The sequence below is a fragment of the Klebsiella sp. JN_Kp127 genome (assembly GCF_040062505.1).
GTDB classification, from domain to species: Bacteria; Pseudomonadota; Gammaproteobacteria; order Enterobacterales; family Enterobacteriaceae; genus Klebsiella; species Klebsiella quasipneumoniae.
Map to the genome: position 1 here is coordinate 23,841 of NZ_JBEAHS010000033.1, position 17,899 is coordinate 41,739.

Below are 17,899 nucleotides of genomic sequence, written 5' to 3' on the forward strand. Positions count from 1 at the left end.
GCAAAAAGCCCCGGAGTACCGGGGCTTTTTTATGACGTTTACAGCGGTTCGGTTTGCGCTTCGACAACCGCCAGCGCCACCATATTCACGATGCGACGCACAGAGGCGATCGGCGTCAGGATATGCACCGGCTTCGCTACCCCCATCAGCACCGGCCCGACGGTGACCCCTTCCGAACTGGAGACGCGCAGCAGGTTATAGCTGATCCGGGCGGCTTCCATATTCGGCATCACCAGAATATTGGCCGACCCCTTCAGCGGGCTGTCCGGCATGCGATCGTTGCGAATGCTTTCCACCAGCGCGGCGTCGCCATGCATTTCGCCATCGATCATCAACTCCGGCGCGCGCGCCTTCACCAGCTCAAGGGTTCTGCGCATCTTGCTGGCGGACGGGCAGTCGGCAGAGCCAAAGTTGGAATGCGACAGCAACGCCACCCGCGGTTCGATACCAAAGCGACGCACGCTTTCCGCCGCCATCAGGGTGATCTCCGCCAGCTCTTCCGGCGATGGATCGTGATTGACATAGGTGTCGGCGATAAAGGTGTTGCCGCTCGGCAGCAACAGCGCGTTCATCGCCCCGGCGGTGCTGACGCCGTCGCGATAGCCGAACAGCGGCTGCACCACGCGGTAGTGGTCGTGGTACTCGCCAATGGTGCCGCAGATCATCGCATCCGCTTCGCCACGGTGAACCATGATGGCGCCAATCACCGTGGTGTTGCTAATCACCGCCCGCTGCGCCTGCTCCTGGGTAATGCCGCGGCGTTTCATCAGCTGGTAGTACTCGCTCCAGTACTCTTTAAACCGCGGGTCGGATTCATTATTGACGATCTCGAAGTCAACGCCGGCCTTGATCTGCAGGCCCAGCTTCTGGATGCGCATTTCAATCACGCTCGGGCGCCCCACCAGAATCGGTTTGGCCAGCCCCAGCGACACCAGCTCCTGGGTGGCGTGCAGCACCCGGGTCTCCTCCCCTTCCGCCAGCACCACGCGCTTCGGCTCTTTGCGCGCCTGAGAGAAGATAGGCTTCATAAACAGGTTGGTCTTATAGACGAATTCGCTCAGCTTCTCGATATAGGCGTCAAAATCGGCGATCGGGCGCGTCGCCACGCCGGAGTCCATCGCCGCCTTCGCCACCGCGGGGGCGATCTTGACGATCAGCCGCGGATCGAACGGTTTCGGAATAATGTAGTCCGGGCCAAAGCTTAAATCCTGATCGCCGTAGGCGGAGGCCACCACTTCGCTCTGCTCGGCGTGGGCCAGCTCGGCAATGGCATGCACCGCCGCCAGCTTCATCTCTTCGTTGATCGCCGTCGCGCCGACGTCCAGCGCGCCGCGGAAGATGAACGGGAAGCAGAGGACGTTGTTGACCTGGTTAGGGTAGTCGGAGCGGCCGGTGCAGATGATGGCGTCATCGCGGACCTGCTTCGCCAGCGGCGGCAGAATTTCCGGCTCCGGGTTGGCCAGGGCGAGGATCAGCGGCGCGCGCGCCATCTTCTTCACCATCTCCGGGGTCAGCACTTTCGGACCAGAGCAGCCGAGGAAAATGTCCGCGCCATCGATCACGTCATCAAGGGTGCGTTTGCCGTCGTCTTCCACCGCGTAGGCCGCTTTGGTTTCCGCCATGTTCGGCTCACGATCCTTATAGATAACGCCTTTCGAATCGCAGACCACGATGTTGTGCTTTTGCATCCCCAGCGCCACCAGCAGGTTCATGCAGGCGATAGCCGCCGCCCCCGCGCCGGAGACCACCATCCGCACGTCGGACAGATTCTTCTCAACGACGCGCAGGCCGTTGAGGATCGCCGCGGTGCTGATGATCGCCGTGCCGTGCTGATCGTCATGGAACACCGGAATATTCATCCGCTCGCGCAGCTGCTGCTCAATGTAGAAACACTCCGGCGCTTTAATATCTTCGAGGTTGATGCCGCCGAAGGTCGGCTCGAGGGCGGCGACGACGTTAATGAACTTGTCCGGGTCCAGCTCATCGACTTCGATATCAAACACATCGATGCCGGCAAATTTCTTAAACAGGACGCCTTTGCCCTCCATTACCGGTTTGCCGGCCAGGGCGCCGATGTTGCCAAGCCCCAGCACCGCGGTGCCGTTGGAGACGACCGCCACCAGGTTGCCGCGGGCGGTATATTTGTAGGCCGCCAGCGGATCTTTTTCGATTTCCAGACAGGGGGCCGCGACGCCCGGCGAGTAGGCCAGCGCCAGATCGCGCTGGGTGGCGAGAGGTTTGGTCGGCGAGACCTGGATTTTTCCGGGAACCGGAAATTCGTGGAAGTCGAGGGCGCTCTGTTTTAACTGCTCATCCATTTTATATTCCTTTCTTTCACGTATCGTTCGTAGGGAAAAAGCGTGATGACCATCCTGTCGTTCACCTTTCAGTGGCAGACAGTATCCCTCCTGGCGGGGCGATAAACTTTGAACACCGCCAAACTCTGGCCATCGCTATGATCTGGTTGTTATCAATTTATAGCGGTTATGTTACCCGGATTCGCCGCCAATAATAGCCCCGTCTGCTATGCTTTTTGGTTATGTACCTCATCAATATTTATACCGCATACCGGCAAGCACTCATGTAACACCTTGTTCCAGGAGGACTTATCCATGAATCAGCTAGACAGTATTAAGCAGTTCACCACCGTGGTCGCCGACAGCGGCGACATCGAATCCATCCGCCACTACCATCCGGAAGATGCCACCACCAACCCCTCCCTGCTGCTGAAAGCCGCCGGGCTGGCGTCCTATAGCGGACTCATCGACGACGCGATCGCTTGGGCCAAAAAGCAAGGAGGCAGCCGCGAAGCGCAGGTAACTCATGCCTGCGATAAGCTGGCGGTCAATTTTGGCGCGGAGATCCTCAAAAGCATTCCTGGCCGTGTCTCCACCGAGGTGGACGCCCGGCTCTCCTTCAACCGGGAGAAGAGTATCGAGAAGGCGCGCCATCTGGTGGCGCTGTATCAGGAGATGGGCATTGATAAGTCACGGATCCTGATCAAGCTGGCCTCCACCTGGGAGGGGATCCGCGCCGCCGAAACGCTGGAAAAAGAGGGGATCCACTGCAACCTGACGCTGCTGTTTTCCTTCGCCCAGGCCCGGGCCTGCGCCGAAGCCGGGGTCTATCTGATCTCCCCTTTCGTCGGGCGTATTTATGACTGGTATCAGGCGCGCAAACCGCTGGATCCTTACGTGGTTGAGGAAGATCCAGGCGTGAAATCCGTGCGCAATATCTATGACTACTTCAAACAGCATAAATACAACACCATCGTGATGGGCGCCAGCTTCCGCCGCACCGAGCAGATCCTCGCCCTGGTCGGCTGCGACCGCCTGACCATCGCCCCGCCTTTATTAAAAGAGCTGCAGGCCAGCGACGCCCCGGTGGTGCGCAAACTGATCCCTGCCAGCCAGATCCTGCCGCGCCCGGTGCCGCTCAGCGAGGCGGAGTTCCGCTGGGAACATAATCAGGATCCTATGGCGGTCGAAAAGCTGGCGGAGGGTATCCGCCTGTTCGCCGTCGATCAACGCAAACTGGAAGATCTGCTTGCCACCAAACTGTCACTTTAGTCTCACGGAGAAAACTATGTCCCGAAGAGAGCTTGCCAACGCTATCCGCGCCCTGAGTATGGACGCGGTGCAGAAAGCCAATTCCGGCCACCCCGGTGCGCCAATGGGGATGGCAGATATTGCCGAAGTGCTGTGGAACGATTTTCTCAAGCACAATCCGCAGAACCCTGGCTGGGTGGACCGCGACCGCTTTATTCTGTCCAACGGCCACGCGTCGATGCTGCTCTACAGTCTGCTGCACCTGACCGGCTACGATCTGCCGCTGTCAGAGCTGAAGCAGTTCCGCCAGCTGCACTCTAAAACGCCGGGTCACCCGGAGCATGGCTATACCCCCGGGGTGGAGACCACCACAGGCCCGCTGGGCCAGGGGCTGGCGAACGCCGTCGGTATGGCCATTGCCGAACGCACCCTGGCGGCGCAGTTTAACCGCCCCGGTCATGAGATTATCGACCATCACACCTGGGTTTTCATGGGCGATGGCTGTCTGATGGAGGGGATCTCCCATGAGGCCTGTTCGCTGGCAGGCACGCTCGGACTGGGCAAGCTGATCGGTTTTTACGATCACAACGGCATCTCCATCGACGGCAAAACCGAAGGCTGGTTTTCCGACGATACAGCGGAACGCTTCCGCGCCTACCACTGGCATGTGATCGGCGATATCGACGGCCACGATCCGCAGGCCATCAAACAGGCCATTACGGAAGCGCAGGCGGTGAAAGATAAGCCGTCGCTGATCATCTGTCGGACCATCATCGGCTTCGGTTCGCCCAACAAAGCCGGCTCAGAGGAGTCGCACGGCGCGGCGCTGGGTGAAAAAGAGGTGGCCCTGGCCCGCCAGCAGCTGGGCTGGAAATATCCGCCCTTTGAGATCCCGAAAGAGATCTATCAGGGCTGGGATGCGCGGCCACGCGGCGAAAAAGCCGAGCACGCCTGGAACGAGAAATTCGCCGCCTACCAGCAGCAGTTCCCGGAACTGGCCGCTGAGCTGACCCGTCGCATGGCAGGCGCCCTGCCGGAAGATTTTGCCGCGACGGCGCGTGACTACGTGGCGAAGCTGCAGGCCGAGCCGGCGAAGATCGCCAGCCGTAAAGCCTCGCAGAATGCGCTGAACGCGTACGGCCCCCACCTCCCGGAGCTGCTGGGCGGTTCGGCGGATCTCGCGCCGAGTAACCTGACCATCTGGTCTGGCTCGACATCGATTAAAGAGGATGCCGCCGGCAACTATATTCACTACGGCGTGCGCGAATTCGGCATGACCGCGGTGGCCAACGGCATCGCCCTGCACGGGGGCTTCATTCCCTATACCTCGACCTTTCTGATGTTTGTGGAATACGCCCGCAACGCCGCGCGCATGGCGGCCCTGATGAAGGCCCGGCAGATCATGGTCTATACCCATGACTCCATCGGTCTTGGGGAAGACGGTCCGACCCACCAGGCGGTGGAACAGCTGGCCAGTCTGCGGCTGACGCCCAACTTCAGCACCTGGCGCCCTTGCGACCAGGTGGAGACCGCCGTCGCCTGGCAGGCGGCCATCGCGCGTCAGGGCGGACCGACGGCGCTGATCTTGTCGCGACAAAACCTTGCGCAGATGCCGCGTACCCCGCAACAGGTTCAGGATATCGCCCGGGGCGGCTACGTGCTGAAGGATGCCGGCGGCAAACCCGACCTGATCCTTATCGCCACCGGCTCGGAAGTGGAAATCACCGTCCTGGCGGCGGAAAAACTGTTGGCCAATGGAGTGAATGTGCGGGTGGTTTCGCTCCCCTCCACCGACGTGTTTGATGCTCAGGACGAGGCCTGGCGCGAGTCGGTGCTGCCGTCGGACGTCAGCGCCCGGGTGGCCGTCGAGGCCGGGATAGCGGACTACTGGTATAAATATGTCGGCTTAAAAGGCAAGATCGTCGGCATGACCGGCTACGGTGAATCCGCCCCGGCGGAGCAGCTGTTCCCGTTCTTTGGCTTTACGGTCGACCATATCGTCGCCACCGCCGAACAGGTGCTTAACGGGTGATCCACAGCGTGGGCCAGGCATCTGGCCCCTGCCAGTTGTCGCACGTCGGCTGCTGTGCGTAACGGGAGAGGCTGAACCGCTGGCCGTCAAAACGCCAGCGGGTCTGGATCCCGCAATCGCCAGACGCGCGCCCCTTGTCCAGGGTCACCAGCTCATGACGACGGTCATCATAGCTGGCGTTAATCAGCTCAATCTCCCGCGGCGCCTCGCCGGGCGGCTGAAATGGCAGCGTCAGCCGCACCTGACGGGCGACATACGGGCGCTGGCGGGAGACCAGCCAGGCCAGCCAGACGGTGTTGTACGCCCCGGATTCACAGCTGGTCATCAGCAGCACTTTGTCATCCGTCAGCGCAGTGACGCGAATTTCGCGGCGGAACGGATCGAGGGAGCAGTTGCTGTTGCTCATCCGCTCATTGCCGTAATCCATCAGATCGTTGAGTTCATCACGTCCCAGCGGCGACTGCGCCGTGACCGCGCTCGCCACCGCGCGCAGCGCCGGCGCCGGCGGTACGCTGAGCGGCGGCTCCTCCCCTTTGCCGACCCAGGCCGTTTCGCTGCCCACCCGCTTTTGCCGGGCATCGATAAATAACAGGGCCGCTTTCAGCCCCTGCAGGGAGATGGTCTGCAGGCCGTTGGCCAGCGAGAGGGTTTTTCCCTCCTGGACCCGCTGAAGGAAGGCATCGATCGTCACGCTGTCGTCGGTTTTAATGAGTTTATCTTCAATGCGCCAGCGCTTGTCGGTCAGGGACAGCGGTTTACCATCCAGCAGCAGACGCGGCGCTATCGGCGCGAGCGTCGCCACCGGATTGCCGGTGCCGCCCAGTTCGATACGCAGGCTGGCGTCAGTAGCCGCCCCGGCGCTGCGGCTGAGGGTCATCACCAGACCATAATGCAGCCCCACGTTGCGGGTGACGCAGAAATTTTGGTTATTACAGGTGACCTGCCAGTCGTTGAAGCGCTGCTGCGCCGGTGCCGACCATGCCTGTGAGCAAGGCAGCACCGCCAGAAAGAGGAAAAAAATGATGCGAAAAAGCATGAACCGCCCGACCCCAGATAAACCCGACCACGGCGCCTATCCTGGACAACGGCAGCCGCTGACTCAATCGGATTTGTCAGAGTTCCCCGACATCAGGCCGGAGGTTTGCAGATACTGCAGCAGAATGACCGCTTTCCCGTCGCGGATCTCCCCATCAGCGACCATCTGTAGCGCCTGGCTAAAGGGCAGCTCCAGCACCTCGATGGCTTCGTCATCCACCCCGCCGCCGCTGGTGGTTCGCTGGGCGTCGCTGTACTCGGCGATAAAGAAATGCACCACTTCGGTGACGCCGCCTGGCGACATAAACAGCTCAAACAGCTTTCGCACCTCGCCCACTTCATAGCCGGTCTCTTCCACCGCCTCTTTCCGAATGCAGGCCTCCGGCTCGTCGTTGTCCAGCAGCCCGGCGCAGGTTTCAATCAGCATGCCGTCATGATTGCCATTGACCCAGGTGGCGACCCGGAACTGACGCACCAGGACCACCGTCTGCTTATGGCGGTTATACAGCAGCACGGTGGCGCCATTGCCGCGATCGTAGACCTCGCGTTTGTGGCGCACGACGCTGCCGTCCGCCCGCGTCAGCTCATAGGTCATGTTGCGTAGTACGAACCAGTTCTCAGAGAGGATTTTATCTTTAATGACGTGAATATTGAGTGACATACCGACCCCACAGCGTAAAAGGACGCCCTCATACTACGCTGCGGAGCCGGGTTTGTCGTCAGTGAAGCGGCGTCGTTTTCAGCCCCAGATAGTCAAGGATCCCCTGCGCCGCATGACGGCCTTCCGCCATCGCCGTTACCACCAGGTCGGCGCCGCGCACGGCATCGCCGCCGGCAAAGATCTTCTCCTGACTGGTCTGATAACGGTAACGGCTCTCCACTCCGGCTTTAATCCGCCCCTGGCTGTCCAGCGCCACCCCGGCCGCTTCCAGCCAGGGCATGCGGTGCGGGTGGAAGCCAAAGGCCATGATCACCGCCTCTGCCGGCATAACAAACTCGCTGCCGGGGATCGGCGTCGGGCGGCGTCTTCCGCCGGCGTCCGGCGCGCCAAGCTCGGTGCGCAAAAAGCGAACCCCGTTCACCCGTCCGTTCTCGTCCAGCTCAAGCGTCACCGGCTGGACGTTAAACTCAAAGAGCGCCCCCTCTTCGCGGGCGTTTTTGACCTCTTTTTTCGAGCCCGGCATGTTGGCTTCATCCCGCCGATAGGCGCAAGTCACCTGGCGGGCGCCATGGCGCAGCGCGGTGCGCACGCAGTCCATCGCCGTATCGCCGCCCCCCAGCACCACCACGTTCAGCCCGGCAGTGTTGACATAAGGCTCCTGCGCCGATTCCGCCAGCCCCATCACCTGTTTGGTGTTGGCGATAAGAAACGGCAGCGCATCGTAGACCCCGGGCGCCTCTTCATTCGGCAGGCCGGCCTTCATGGAGCGATAGGTTCCGGCGCCGACGAACACCGCGTCATACTCAGCCAGCAGCGTCGCCAGGGGGATATCTTTCCCCACCTCGCAGTTGAGCTCAAAGCGGACGCCCATCTCGCAGAAAATCGCCCGCCGCCGGGTCAGCAGTGACTTATCCAGCTTGAACGCCGGAATGCCGAAGGTCAGCAGGCCGCCGATCTCCGGATGACGGTCAAAGACCACCGGCTGTACGCCGTGGCGCACCAGCGCATCGGCGCAGGCCAGCCCGGCCGGTCCGGCGCCGATAATCGCCACCCGTTTGCCGCTCGGCTTAACCTGCGAGAGGTCCGGACGCCAGCCGCTGGCCAGCGCCTGGTCGGATATAAATCGCTCAATATTGCCGATGGTGACCGCGCCGCTTTCATCGCGCAGGGTGCAGGCGCCCTCACACAGCCGGTCCTGAGGGCAGACGCGGCCGGTGATCTCCGGCAGACAGTTGGTCTGATGGGACAGGGCGACCGCGGCGGCGATATCCCCTGCCTTCACCAGCTCGACCCACTGCGGAATGTGGTTATGCAGTGGACAGGTCCATTCACAGATGCTGTGTTCTCCACATTTCAGGCAGCGGGCGGCCTGCTGCCGTGCCTGCGTCGGGGTGAACGGCTGATAGATCTCCTCAAAGTGGCTCTTACGCGCCTCCGCCGCCAGCTTATCCGGCTCTCCGCGCGGCGGCGTCATCGCCATTTGCCTGGCCTTCTCGCCGGCGTCGGGCTGCCTGGCGGGGGCCGCGCCGCGCTGCCACGGCTGCGCCTCCTGGCAGGCCGATCGCAGACGCCGCTGCCTGGCCAGCGTGGTCAATGTCTCATCGTCGGCGAGGGTCAGCGCCTGCGCCGGACAGTTTTCCACACAGGCCGGTCCCGCCTCGCGGCCCGCGCACAGATCGCATTTTTGCGCGCTGGCTTTCACCTGGCCTGCGGCTTCCGGCGTGACCACGACCTGCATCACCCCGAACGGGCAGGCCACCATGCAGGATTTACAGCCAATGCATTTCTCCTGACAGACCTGAACGCTGTCGCCAGTCTGGGCGATGGCGCCGTTGGGGCAGCTGCGGAGGCAGGGGGCGTCTTCGCAGTGGCGGCAGGTGATGGCGTTACGCTGCCCTTCTGCTTTAATCACGGTGATACGGGGCAAAAAGCGCTGCGGGGTCAGCGCATGTTGCTCCTCGTTATGCGCCATTACGCAGGCCACTTCGCAGGCCTGGCAACCGATACATTTTCGGCTATCGCTCAATATAAAGTGGTTCATGGCTTCCTTTTGTCTTATTGATGAATAACCCCTTAATGCGCATGACTATTTATTACCCGACAAGACGAGGCCGGAACAATGTTCATTTGCCCAGGATACCCTTTTTCTGGAAAGAATCCGTTTTGGATCAATTTTTTTGACTTAAATGAAATCAGGTTTCACACCGGCAAGGAATAATGCGTCCCCGGGTGCTGCGGGCGAAGCGGAGTGGCCGACCCGGCGGCAAGAAAGTTCGATGTTTCTTTACGATACGGCAAAAGCAACATGATAAATTACACTATCTCCTTAATTTCTCCACGATTGCCGGAGGCGCTGGGGCTAAAGTGGCACAGGCTGTGCAATAACAAGAACATGTGCATATGAGGTTTTTATTCTGATGGCGAATTTCTTTATCGATCGCCCCATTTTTGCGTGGGTGCTGGCAATCCTGTTATGCCTGACGGGCACCCTTGCCATTTTGTCGCTGCCGGTTGAACAGTATCCCGATCTGGCCCCGCCGAATGTGCGGGTCACGGCCAACTACCCCGGCGCCTCCGCGCAAACCCTGGAGAATACCGTCACCCAGGTTATCGAACAGAATATGACCGGCCTCGATAACCTGATGTATATGTCATCCCAGAGCAGCGCCACCGGCCAGGCGACCATCACCCTCAGTTTTACCGCCGGTACCGACCCGGATGAAGCCGTGCAGCAGGTGCAAAACCAGCTGCAGTCGGCGATGCGTAAACTGCCGCAAGCGGTGCAAAACCAGGGGGTAACGGTGCGCAAGACTGGCGATACCAATATCCTGACCCTCGCCTTCGTCTCCACCGACGGCAGTATGGATAAACAGGATATCGCCGACTACGTCGCCAGTAACATTCAGGACCCGCTCAGCCGCGTCAACGGCGTAGGGGATATCGACGCCTACGGCTCGCAATACTCAATGCGCATCTGGCTCGATCCGGCAAAGCTCAATAGCTTCCAGCTGACCACCAAGGATGTTACCGACGCCATCAGTTCGCAGAACGCCCAGATTGCCGTCGGCCAGCTCGGCGGCACGCCTTCCGTCGATAAGCAGGCGCTGAACGCCACCATCAACTCGCAATCTCTGCTGCAAACCCCGGAACAGTTTCGCAATATCACCCTGCGCGTCAATCAGGATGGTTCAGAAGTGACCCTCGGCGATGTCGCTACCGTGGAGATGGGGGCGGAGAAGTACGACTATCTTAGCCGCTATAACCGCCAGGCCGCCTCTGGCCTGGGAATTAAGCTCGCCTCCGGCGCCAACGAAATGGCCACCGCGGAGCGCGTGATCGCTCGCCTCAATGAGCTGTCGCAGTATTTCCCGCACGGGCTGGAATATAAAGTCGCCTATGAGACCACCTCCTTCGTGAAGGCTTCCATTACCGACGTGGTGAAAACCCTGCTGGAGGCGATCCTGCTGGTTTTCCTCGTGATGTATCTGTTCCTGCAGAACTTCCGCGCCACCCTGATCCCGACAATCGCCGTGCCGGTGGTGCTGATGGGCACCTTCGCGGTGCTTTATGCCTGTGGCTACAGCATCAACACCCTGACGATGTTCGCGATGGTGCTGGCTATCGGCCTGCTGGTGGATGACGCCATCGTGGTGGTGGAAAACGTTGAGCGCATCATGAGCGAGGAAGGCCTGTCGCCGCGGGAAGCCACCCGCAAATCGATGGGACAAATTCAGGGCGCGCTGGTGGGGATCGCGATGGTGCTGTCGGCGGTGTTTGTGCCGATGGCCTTCTTCGGCGGCACCACCGGCGCTATCTATCGCCAGTTCTCAATTACTATCGTCGCGGCGATGGTCCTCTCGGTGCTGGTGGCCATGATCCTCACCCCGGCCCTTTGCGCCACCCTGCTCAAACCGGTTAAGCCAGGTGAATCTCATGAGAGAAAAGGCTTCTTCGGCTGGTTCAACCGCACCTTTAACCGCAGCGCCAGCCGCTATGAAACCTTCGTCGGCAAAATTCTTCATCGCTCGCTACGCTGGATGCTGATCTACGTCGTTCTGCTCGGCGGGATGGTGTTCCTGTTCCTGCATCTGCCCACCTCATTCCTGCCGCTGGAGGATCGGGGGATGTTCACCACCTCGGTACAGTTGCCGAGCGGCAGCACCCAACAGCAGACGCTGAAAGTGGTGCAGAAAGCGGAAGATTACTTCCTCAATAACGAGAGGCAAAACGTGGAGTCGGTGTTCGCTACCGTTGGCTCCGGCCCCGGCGGCAACGGGCAGAACGTAGCCCGTATGTTCGTGCGCCTCAAAGACTGGGACCAGCGCGATCCGCAAACCGGCTCCTCCTTTGCCATTATTGAACGCGCCACCAAAGCGTTTAATCAGATCAACGAAGCCCGGGTCATCGCCAGCAGCCCGCCGGCGATCAGCGGCCTCGGCAGTTCGGCAGGCTTCGATATGGAGCTGGAAGATCACGCCGGTAAGGGGCACGATGCGCTGATGGCGGCGCGCGATACGCTGCTTGAGCTGGCGGGTAAAAACCCGCTGTTGACCCGGGTCCGGCATAACGGGCTCGACGACAGCCCGCAGCTGCAGGTCGATATCGATCAGCGTAAAGCTCAGGCGCTGGGCGTCTCCATTGACGACATCAACGATACGCTGCAAACCGCGTGGGGGTCGAGCTACGTCAACGACTTTATGGATCGCGGGAGGGTGAAGAAAGTCTACGTCCAGGCGGCGGCGAAATATCGAATGCTGCCTGACGATATCAATCTCTGGTACGTCCGCAACAGCAGCGGCACGATGGTGCCGTTCTCGGCCTTCGCCACCTCGCGCTGGGAAACCGGCTCGCCGCGTCTGGAGCGCTACAATGGCTATTCGGCGGTGGAGATCGTCGGTGAGGCGGCGCCGGGCATCAGTACCGGTACCGCGATGGACATGATGGAGAAACTGGCCGCGCAGCTGCCAACCGGCTTTGGCCTCGAATGGACCGCCATGTCCTATCAGGAACGCCTCTCCGGCGCTCAGGCGCCGGCCCTGTACGCGATTTCTCTGCTGGTGGTGTTCCTGTGCCTGGCGGCGCTGTACGAGAGCTGGTCGGTGCCGTTCTCGGTGATGCTGGTGGTCCCGCTCGGGGTGATTGGCGCCCTGCTGGCGACCTGGATGCGCGGCCTGGAGAATGACGTTTACTTCCAGGTGGGCCTGTTGACGGTGATCGGCCTGTCGGCGAAAAACGCCATTCTGATCGTCGAGTTCGCCAATGAGCTCAACGAGAAAGGCCAGGATCTGCTCAGCGCCACGCTGTCGGCCTGCCGTCAGCGCCTGCGCCCCATTATGATGACCTCGCTGGCGTTTATCTTCGGCGTCCTGCCGATGGCCACCAGCACCGGAGCCGGCTCCGGCAGCCAGCATGCGGTCGGTACCGGGGTGATGGGCGGGATGATCTCCGCCACCGTGCTGGCCATCTTTTTCGTACCGCTGTTCTTTGTGCTGGTGCGCCGCCGCTTTCCGCTGAAGGAGCGTCCGCAATAAACCGTCGGGCGTCGGCGGCGAGCCGGAATAACAGAAAAGGCGACCTGGATGGTCGCCTTCTTTATGTGTTCAGAACCATGACGCGCTTATTTACGTCGCGTTATTCCCCTGCTCACATTGCGGAAATTTATTTACGAAGCATGCCTTCAATAAAATCTTTCCAGTTCCCCAGTTCATGTTCAATCATAATAGCCTCTCTTATTATTATGGTCGATTCTATATAACTTCATTGCTGATGGGAAGTTGTGCTTCCCTATTACTCTGATTGTCTTGTGGACCGCTGACAGAGATAAAACCTCTGGTTGCCGCCACTATGCCGTCTCGTATGTAAAAATTATGTGACGCAGAGCACCATCAGGCAACATTTTCGTAATATTGTTAGTGCCCTCACATCATGCCCGCGACTGGGCGAATTTTAATCACCCGAAAACATGGCATAAGATGCCCGGTAAAAAGTTATATTTATTCATCTGAATCACGTATTATTTCAATAAGGCTTATATATTCGGAAATATCTGAGTTAACCGCTTAATTGAATGTTAAAGGTTTATCTATGCTCACCATGTACGGAATTAAAAACTGCGATACCATTAAAAAAGCCCGCCGCTGGCTGGAAGCGCATCAGATTGACTATCGCTTCCATGACTACCGCGCCGATGGCCTCGACCGCGCGCAACTGGATACCTTTATTGCCGAACTGGGCTGGCAGGCGCTGCTGAACACCCGCGGCACCACCTGGCGCAAGCTGGACGAATCGCTGCGCAACAGCATCGATAATGCCGATGCCGCCGCCGCATTGATGCTGGAAATGCCGGCGATTATCAAACGCCCATTGCTCTGCGCGCCCGGTCGTCCTATGCTGCTGGGTTTTAGTGAAGCAAGTTATCAGCAGTTTAACGAGGTATAGTCTATGTCTTGCCCGGTCATTGAGCTGGCTCAGCAGCTTATTCGCCGCCCTTCCCTTAGCCCCGATGATGCGGGATGCCAGGCGTTAATGATTGAACGCCTGCGTGCGATCGGCTTTACCGTTGAACCGATGGATTTCGGCGATACGCAGAACTTCTGGGCCTGGCGCGGCCACGGCGAGACGCTGGCCTTCGCCGGCCACACCGACGTGGTCCCGGCAGGCGACGCCGACCGCTGGATCAATCCGCCGTTCGAACCCACCATCCGCGACGGGATGCTGTTTGGCCGCGGGGCGGCAGATATGAAAGGCTCGCTGGCGGCGATGGTGGTTGCCGCTGAGCGTTTTGTCGCGCAGTACCCGAACCACCGGGGCCGGCTGGCGTTTTTGATTACCTCTGATGAAGAGGCCAGCGCCAAAAACGGCACCGTCAAAGTGGTGGAGACGCTGATGGCGCGTAACGAGCGTCTGGACTACTGTCTGGTCGGCGAACCCTCCAGTACCGAAGTGGTCGGCGATGTGGTGAAAAACGGCCGCCGCGGCTCGCTGACCTGCAATCTGACCATTCACGGCGTACAGGGCCATGTCGCCTATCCGCACCTTGCCGATAACCCCGTCCATCGCGCGGCGCCGATGCTGGCGGAGCTGGTCACTATCGAGTGGGATAAAGGCAATGAATACTTCCCGCCGACCAGCATGCAGATTGCCAACGTGCAGTCCGGCACCGGCAGCAACAACGTGATCCCTGGCGATATGTTCGTCCAGTTCAACTTCCGCTTCAGTACGGAACTGACGGACGAGATGATCAAAGCCCGGGTGGTCGCCCTGCTGGAAAAATACCAGCTGCGTTACAGCGTGGAGTGGTGGCTCTCCGGCCAGCCGTTCCTCACCGGACGGGGCAAGCTGGTGGATGCGGTCGTCAACGCGATTGAGCACTATAATGAGATCAAACCGCAGCTGTTAACCAACGGCGGCACCTCAGACGGACGGTTTATCGCGCGCATGGGGGCGCAGGTGGTAGAGCTGGGCCCCGTAAACGCCACGATTCACAAAATTAATGAATGTGTGAACGCCGCCGACCTGCAGCTGCTGGCGCGGATGTATCAACGCGTAATGGAACAGCTGGTCGCCTGACGTACTGACGTAAAGAGGAAGCGCGCATGGAATGGCTTATTAAACACTGGTGGATTCTGGTGCTGGTCTTTTTGGTGGGGGTAATTATCAACGTGATTAAAGATCTGAACCGCGTTGACCACAAAAAATTCCTTAACAACAAACCCGATCTGCCGCCGCACCGTGATTTTAACGATAAATGGGACGATGACGACGACTGGCCGAAGCACGACCAGTCGAAGAAACCGTAAGTTTGCCTTTATCGCGGTACCGCCCGCCTGTAACCCCGCCCGCCGGGGTTACAGCATTTCGATGATATCGTCCCCTTTCGGCGTACTGCCGCTCAGCGCCTCATCAAAATAGTGCTTCGGCACGGTATAGCGCAGTCGCTCAATCGCAAACTGCATGCTGCGATCGTCAATGGCATGCCCCAGATCGTCAACAATATCTAAGGTCACGTCGCCCCCCGCCTGCAACAACGCCTCCTGAGCCGACACCGCCCATGCCAGATCGATAACCCGATCGTCACCACCGTGGATCAGGTGAATGGTGGTGGCCGTCGTTGCGGTGACCGGCAGCGTCGCGTAGCGGCCATTAAAGGCGATCACCCGCGAAACCAGATCCGGCGCCGCTTTGATGCTCTCCAGCGACATGATCGCCCCCTGAGAGAAGCCGATCAGCGCGGTGGCCAGCGGGCTGACGCCGCTCCTTTCCTGCCAGTAGCGCACAATGTCAATAAAGGTCGGCATAATGGCGTCGATACGCTGCTGACGATTCTCTTCCGTCACTCCCTGCACCGAAAACCACTGCCGGCCGTTGGGACCGCAAGGCTCCACCCCACCAATGCTAACGATCAGCGCATCAGGAAACTGCGGCGCGAACCAGCTGCCAATTTGCCCCATGGAGACCGGGTTATCCCCCACGCCATGAAACAGCAGCAACAGCTGTTGCGCAGGCGTCGCAGGGCTTTGAACAATAAAATGATCGTGTTTCATGGCTGTCTCCTTTGTGTATGCGGGCAGTGTACGCCGCTCGCCAGATATGACCATGCCATTTAACTGAATGAGTTAGTTAAAAAAATTGCAGGTGCGCTACCTGCTGACGCAGCGCCTCAGCGCGCGCTGCATCGAGGAAGCGCAAGGCGTCAGCGGCCTCCTGACGCCATCTCGCCAGCAGCGCTTTACGCCCTGTTAGCTGCAGCGCGGCGCAGAGTTCGGCCTCTTCTTCCCCCTGCAGGCGCCCGCGCAGCGCCGGCAACGGCATGTCGACCTGCATCAGCAGACGATTGAGGCAACCCAGCGCCGCGGCCAGCGGGCGATGGGCGAAGGCAAAGCTGGCCGCTTCCAGCCAGTCCTCCTCACTAAGCATAGCCCCTGAAACGGCCGGCAGCGGCGCGGGCGCGTCCCGCCACGGGCGCAGCCAGTATTCATCGCGTTGTAGCCGCTGTGCCTCCCGCTGCGCGAGCTGATGCCCCGCTGCAGTCAGCGGGAACAGAGCCATCGCGGTATAGCATCCGCTGCTGGCCTCGCGATGAGTACCCAGCCGCACGAGGATAAACCCGCAGCGTTGCCAGAAGCGCCACAGCTCAGGGGTATAGCCAAAGCTGACGGAGAGATAGTCATAACCTGCGGCATCGGCGGCGATATCCGCGATCATCTGCTGCCCCAGCCCTTCGCGCTGGCGGGCGGGGTGGACGGCGATCCGACTGACCCGCAGCCCGCGCAGCGTCGCCGCGAGGGGACTGCCGCCATGCGCCGCCAGCGACTGGGCGACCAGGTTCCCTCGCGGCCGGCGAAAACCCGCCCACACCGCCCGGCTGAGTTCAGGAGAAAGTCCCCCCTCGGCCACCAGCCACAGCGCACCCGCCACCGCGCCGCCGGCGCGTGCGCAGCGGAAAGCCTGGCCCGGCGCGTCCATCATGCGCCGCAGATCGAGAGGAGAAGTGCGGTAATGCGCCCCGGACAACAGCTGGTACATCGCCTCCGGCAGCGCCGGCCGCGTTTGCCAGCTGGACTGATCGACCTCTTCCACGGCAACCTCCCCCGTCGGCGCATCGCGAAATGCCTCATCGCTGAAGATCAGCAGCTGACTGATGGCTGACTCCAGCGGGCAGCCCACTGCCCAGCGGATCGGCGCGCTCAGGCTGAACGACTGCAGATGGGGCAGGCTGGCGCAAAATTTCAGCAGGAACCCGCGCCCGGTGCCCTCATAACCCTGCACCGTCGTGGTGAGTAGCGTGCGGGGAAAACGGCTTACCAGCTGCCGGAGAAGCGGAGCCGGAATGGCCGCGGCCTCATCGACAATCAGCCAGGACGCCGTTTCTTTCGACGACAGCAGCGCATCAGGCGCCATAAAGCGAAACGCCTCGCCGGCAAAGCTCGCCAGCACATCGACGGCGCTGCGGGTCGGGGCGGTAACGATGGCCTCGCCCGCGAGCTGGCGCAGCAACATGCCCGCGAGGGCGGATTTGCCTCGCCCTCGTTCAGCCGTCACCGCCGCGATACCGGGCGGTAAACGCAACAATTGCGCAAGGATCGCCGCCTGTTCGGCCAGCGGGTGACCCTCGGCGGGATGCCAGTCAGGGCGCGGGACGGCCAGCGGGAGCCGCGGTGAGTCCGACTGCCGCCAGAGCAGCACATCGGGGTCGGCGATAAACTGCCGACAGCAGCGGAGAACAAAGTGGGGGGTAGAGATCGGGTCGGGCGTATCGCTCCAGCGCAGGGAGTCCTCATCCACCCGGGACGGCCAGTCGGCGAAGGGGGGCGTCAGCAGCACCAGCCAGCTTCCCGCCCGCAGGGTACCGCTCAGGGCCGCCAGGGCGGCTACATCAAATCCGCGCCGGGCATCGAAAAAGGCGTGCATGACTTCCCGCCCCAGCAGCGTCTTCAGGGCGCCAGGCGCCACCCCGGGCGCGAAAACCGGCTCGGGGCCCACCCACAGGCCATCGCCGGCGAGCCTCTCCCGCAGCGCCTGCGCCTGCTGCAGCGTCCAGGCCTCGTCGCCGCTGAGTACCAGCAGGCGGCGAATTCCCTCCCGCGCCATCTGCGCGGTGAGGTCAAGCAGCGCGTCCATCAT

General features: G+C 60.8%; 13 protein-coding genes. 6 read left to right on the forward strand and 7 right to left on the reverse strand.

The features are described 5' to 3' along the window. Window positions 1–38: 38 nt before the first annotated feature. Window positions 39–2,318 (reverse strand): NADP-dependent oxaloacetate-decarboxylating malate dehydrogenase, encoded by a 2,280-nt coding sequence (gene maeB / locus ABLV04_RS10980; protein ID WP_023290604.1) that lies wholly within the window; start codon window positions 2,316–2,318, stop codon window positions 39–41. Between the two features lie 294 nt (window positions 2,319–2,612). Between maeB and tal the strand changes: the two genes are divergently transcribed. Together tal and tkt are read left to right on the forward strand one after the other, a co-directional pair. Further along, on the forward strand, window positions 2,613–3,569 hold the full coding sequence (tal, locus tag ABLV04_RS10985) for a transaldolase (protein ID WP_180265865.1): 957 nt from the start codon (window positions 2,613–2,615) through the stop codon (window positions 3,567–3,569). A gap of 16 nt (window positions 3,570–3,585) precedes the next feature. Next, window positions 3,586–5,580, forward strand: coding sequence for a transketolase (gene tkt, locus ABLV04_RS10990; RefSeq protein WP_023290606.1), 1,995 nt, complete (start codon window positions 3,586–3,588; stop codon window positions 5,578–5,580). Here tkt and ABLV04_RS10995 read toward each other — a convergent pair. The 3 genes from ABLV04_RS10995 to aegA form a co-directional block, all read right to left on the reverse strand. Beyond that, window positions 5,570–6,616: a DUF1176 domain-containing protein gene (locus tag ABLV04_RS10995; RefSeq protein WP_023290607.1), complete on the reverse strand. Its 1,047-nt coding sequence runs from the start codon at window positions 6,614–6,616 to the stop codon at window positions 5,570–5,572. The genes tkt and ABLV04_RS10995 overlap by 11 nt on opposite strands. A 63-nt stretch (window positions 6,617–6,679) precedes the next feature. Further along, entirely contained in the window at window positions 6,680–7,276 is a 597-nt protein-coding gene (nudK, locus tag ABLV04_RS11000) for a GDP-mannose pyrophosphatase NudK (protein ID WP_002913754.1), read from the reverse strand. Between the two features lie 58 nt (window positions 7,277–7,334). After that, on the reverse strand, window positions 7,335–9,317 hold the full coding sequence (aegA, locus tag ABLV04_RS11005; protein WP_117136867.1) for a formate-dependent uric acid utilization protein AegA: 1,983 nt from the start codon (window positions 9,315–9,317) through the stop codon (window positions 7,335–7,337). Between the two features lie 376 nt (window positions 9,318–9,693). Between aegA and acrD the strand changes: the two genes are divergently transcribed. After that, window positions 9,694–12,807: a multidrug efflux RND transporter permease AcrD gene (gene acrD, locus ABLV04_RS11010; RefSeq protein ID WP_180265866.1), complete on the forward strand. Its 3,114-nt coding sequence runs from the start codon at window positions 9,694–9,696 to the stop codon at window positions 12,805–12,807. Window positions 12,808–12,934: 127 nt separating this feature from the next. On the opposite strand, the gene ypfM is transcribed toward acrD, so the two are convergent. Continuing rightward, the gene (gene ypfM, locus ABLV04_RS11015) at window positions 12,935–12,994 is read right to left on the reverse strand and encodes a protein YpfM (protein ID WP_100181659.1); all 60 of its coding nucleotides are present in this window, start codon (window positions 12,992–12,994) and stop codon (window positions 12,935–12,937) included. Between the two features lie 366 nt (window positions 12,995–13,360). Here ypfM and ABLV04_RS11020 point away from each other — a divergent pair, with 366 nt between their 5' ends. From ABLV04_RS11020 to ABLV04_RS11030, 3 genes are read left to right on the forward strand one after another with little or no spacing between them, the layout of a single operon-like run. Then, window positions 13,361–13,714 (forward strand): ArsC family reductase, encoded by a 354-nt coding sequence (locus tag ABLV04_RS11020; RefSeq protein WP_023290610.1) that lies wholly within the window; start codon window positions 13,361–13,363, stop codon window positions 13,712–13,714. Window positions 13,715–13,717: 3 nt separating this feature from the next. Then, window positions 13,718–14,845 carry a succinyl-diaminopimelate desuccinylase gene (dapE, locus tag ABLV04_RS11025; protein ID WP_023290611.1) on the forward strand — a complete coding sequence of 376 codons (1,128 nt, stop codon included), beginning with the start codon at window positions 13,718–13,720 and terminating at the stop codon, window positions 14,843–14,845. A 26-nt stretch (window positions 14,846–14,871) separates the two neighbouring features. Continuing rightward, window positions 14,872–15,075 (forward strand): YpfN family protein, encoded by a 204-nt coding sequence (locus ABLV04_RS11030; RefSeq protein ID WP_002913768.1) that lies wholly within the window; start codon window positions 14,872–14,874, stop codon window positions 15,073–15,075. A 48-nt stretch (window positions 15,076–15,123) separates the two neighbouring features. Here ABLV04_RS11030 and ypfH read toward each other — a convergent pair whose 3' ends face one another. Next, on the reverse strand, window positions 15,124–15,819 hold the full coding sequence (gene ypfH, locus ABLV04_RS11035) for an esterase (RefSeq protein ID WP_135733051.1): 696 nt from the start codon (window positions 15,817–15,819) through the stop codon (window positions 15,124–15,126). 76 nt (window positions 15,820–15,895) lie between these two features. Continuing rightward, window positions 15,896–17,899, reverse strand: a complete 2,004-nt coding sequence (locus ABLV04_RS11040; RefSeq protein ID WP_180265867.1) for a GNAT family N-acetyltransferase — start codon at window positions 17,897–17,899, stop codon at window positions 15,896–15,898.

Coding starts and splice junctions, on each gene's coding strand:
- aegA (WP_117136867.1), bottom strand. CDS start 9,317: ATGAACCACTTTATATTGAGCGATAGCCGAAAATGTATCGGTTGCCAG.
- nudK (WP_002913754.1), bottom strand. CDS start 7,276: ATGTCACTCAATATTCACGTCATTAAAGATAAAATCCTCTCTGAGAAC.
- ABLV04_RS11030 (WP_002913768.1), top strand. CDS start 14,872: ATGGAATGGCTTATTAAACACTGGTGGATTCTGGTGCTGGTCTTTTTG.
- tkt (WP_023290606.1), top strand. CDS start 3,586: ATGTCCCGAAGAGAGCTTGCCAACGCTATCCGCGCCCTGAGTATGGAC.
- maeB (WP_023290604.1), bottom strand. CDS start 2,318: ATGGATGAGCAGTTAAAACAGAGCGCCCTCGACTTCCACGAATTTCCG.
- ABLV04_RS11040 (WP_180265867.1), bottom strand. CDS start 17,899: ATGATGGACGCGCTGCTTGACCTCACCGCGCAGATGGCGCGGGAGGGA.
- acrD (WP_180265866.1), top strand. CDS start 9,694: ATGGCGAATTTCTTTATCGATCGCCCCATTTTTGCGTGGGTGCTGGCA.
- ypfH (WP_135733051.1), bottom strand. CDS start 15,819: ATGAAACACGATCATTTTATTGTTCAAAGCCCTGCGACGCCTGCGCAA.
- tal (WP_180265865.1), top strand. CDS start 2,613: ATGAATCAGCTAGACAGTATTAAGCAGTTCACCACCGTGGTCGCCGAC.
- ABLV04_RS10995 (WP_023290607.1), bottom strand. CDS start 6,616: ATGCTTTTTCGCATCATTTTTTTCCTCTTTCTGGCGGTGCTGCCTTGC.
- ABLV04_RS11020 (WP_023290610.1), top strand. CDS start 13,361: ATGCTCACCATGTACGGAATTAAAAACTGCGATACCATTAAAAAAGCC.
- dapE (WP_023290611.1), top strand. CDS start 13,718: ATGTCTTGCCCGGTCATTGAGCTGGCTCAGCAGCTTATTCGCCGCCCT.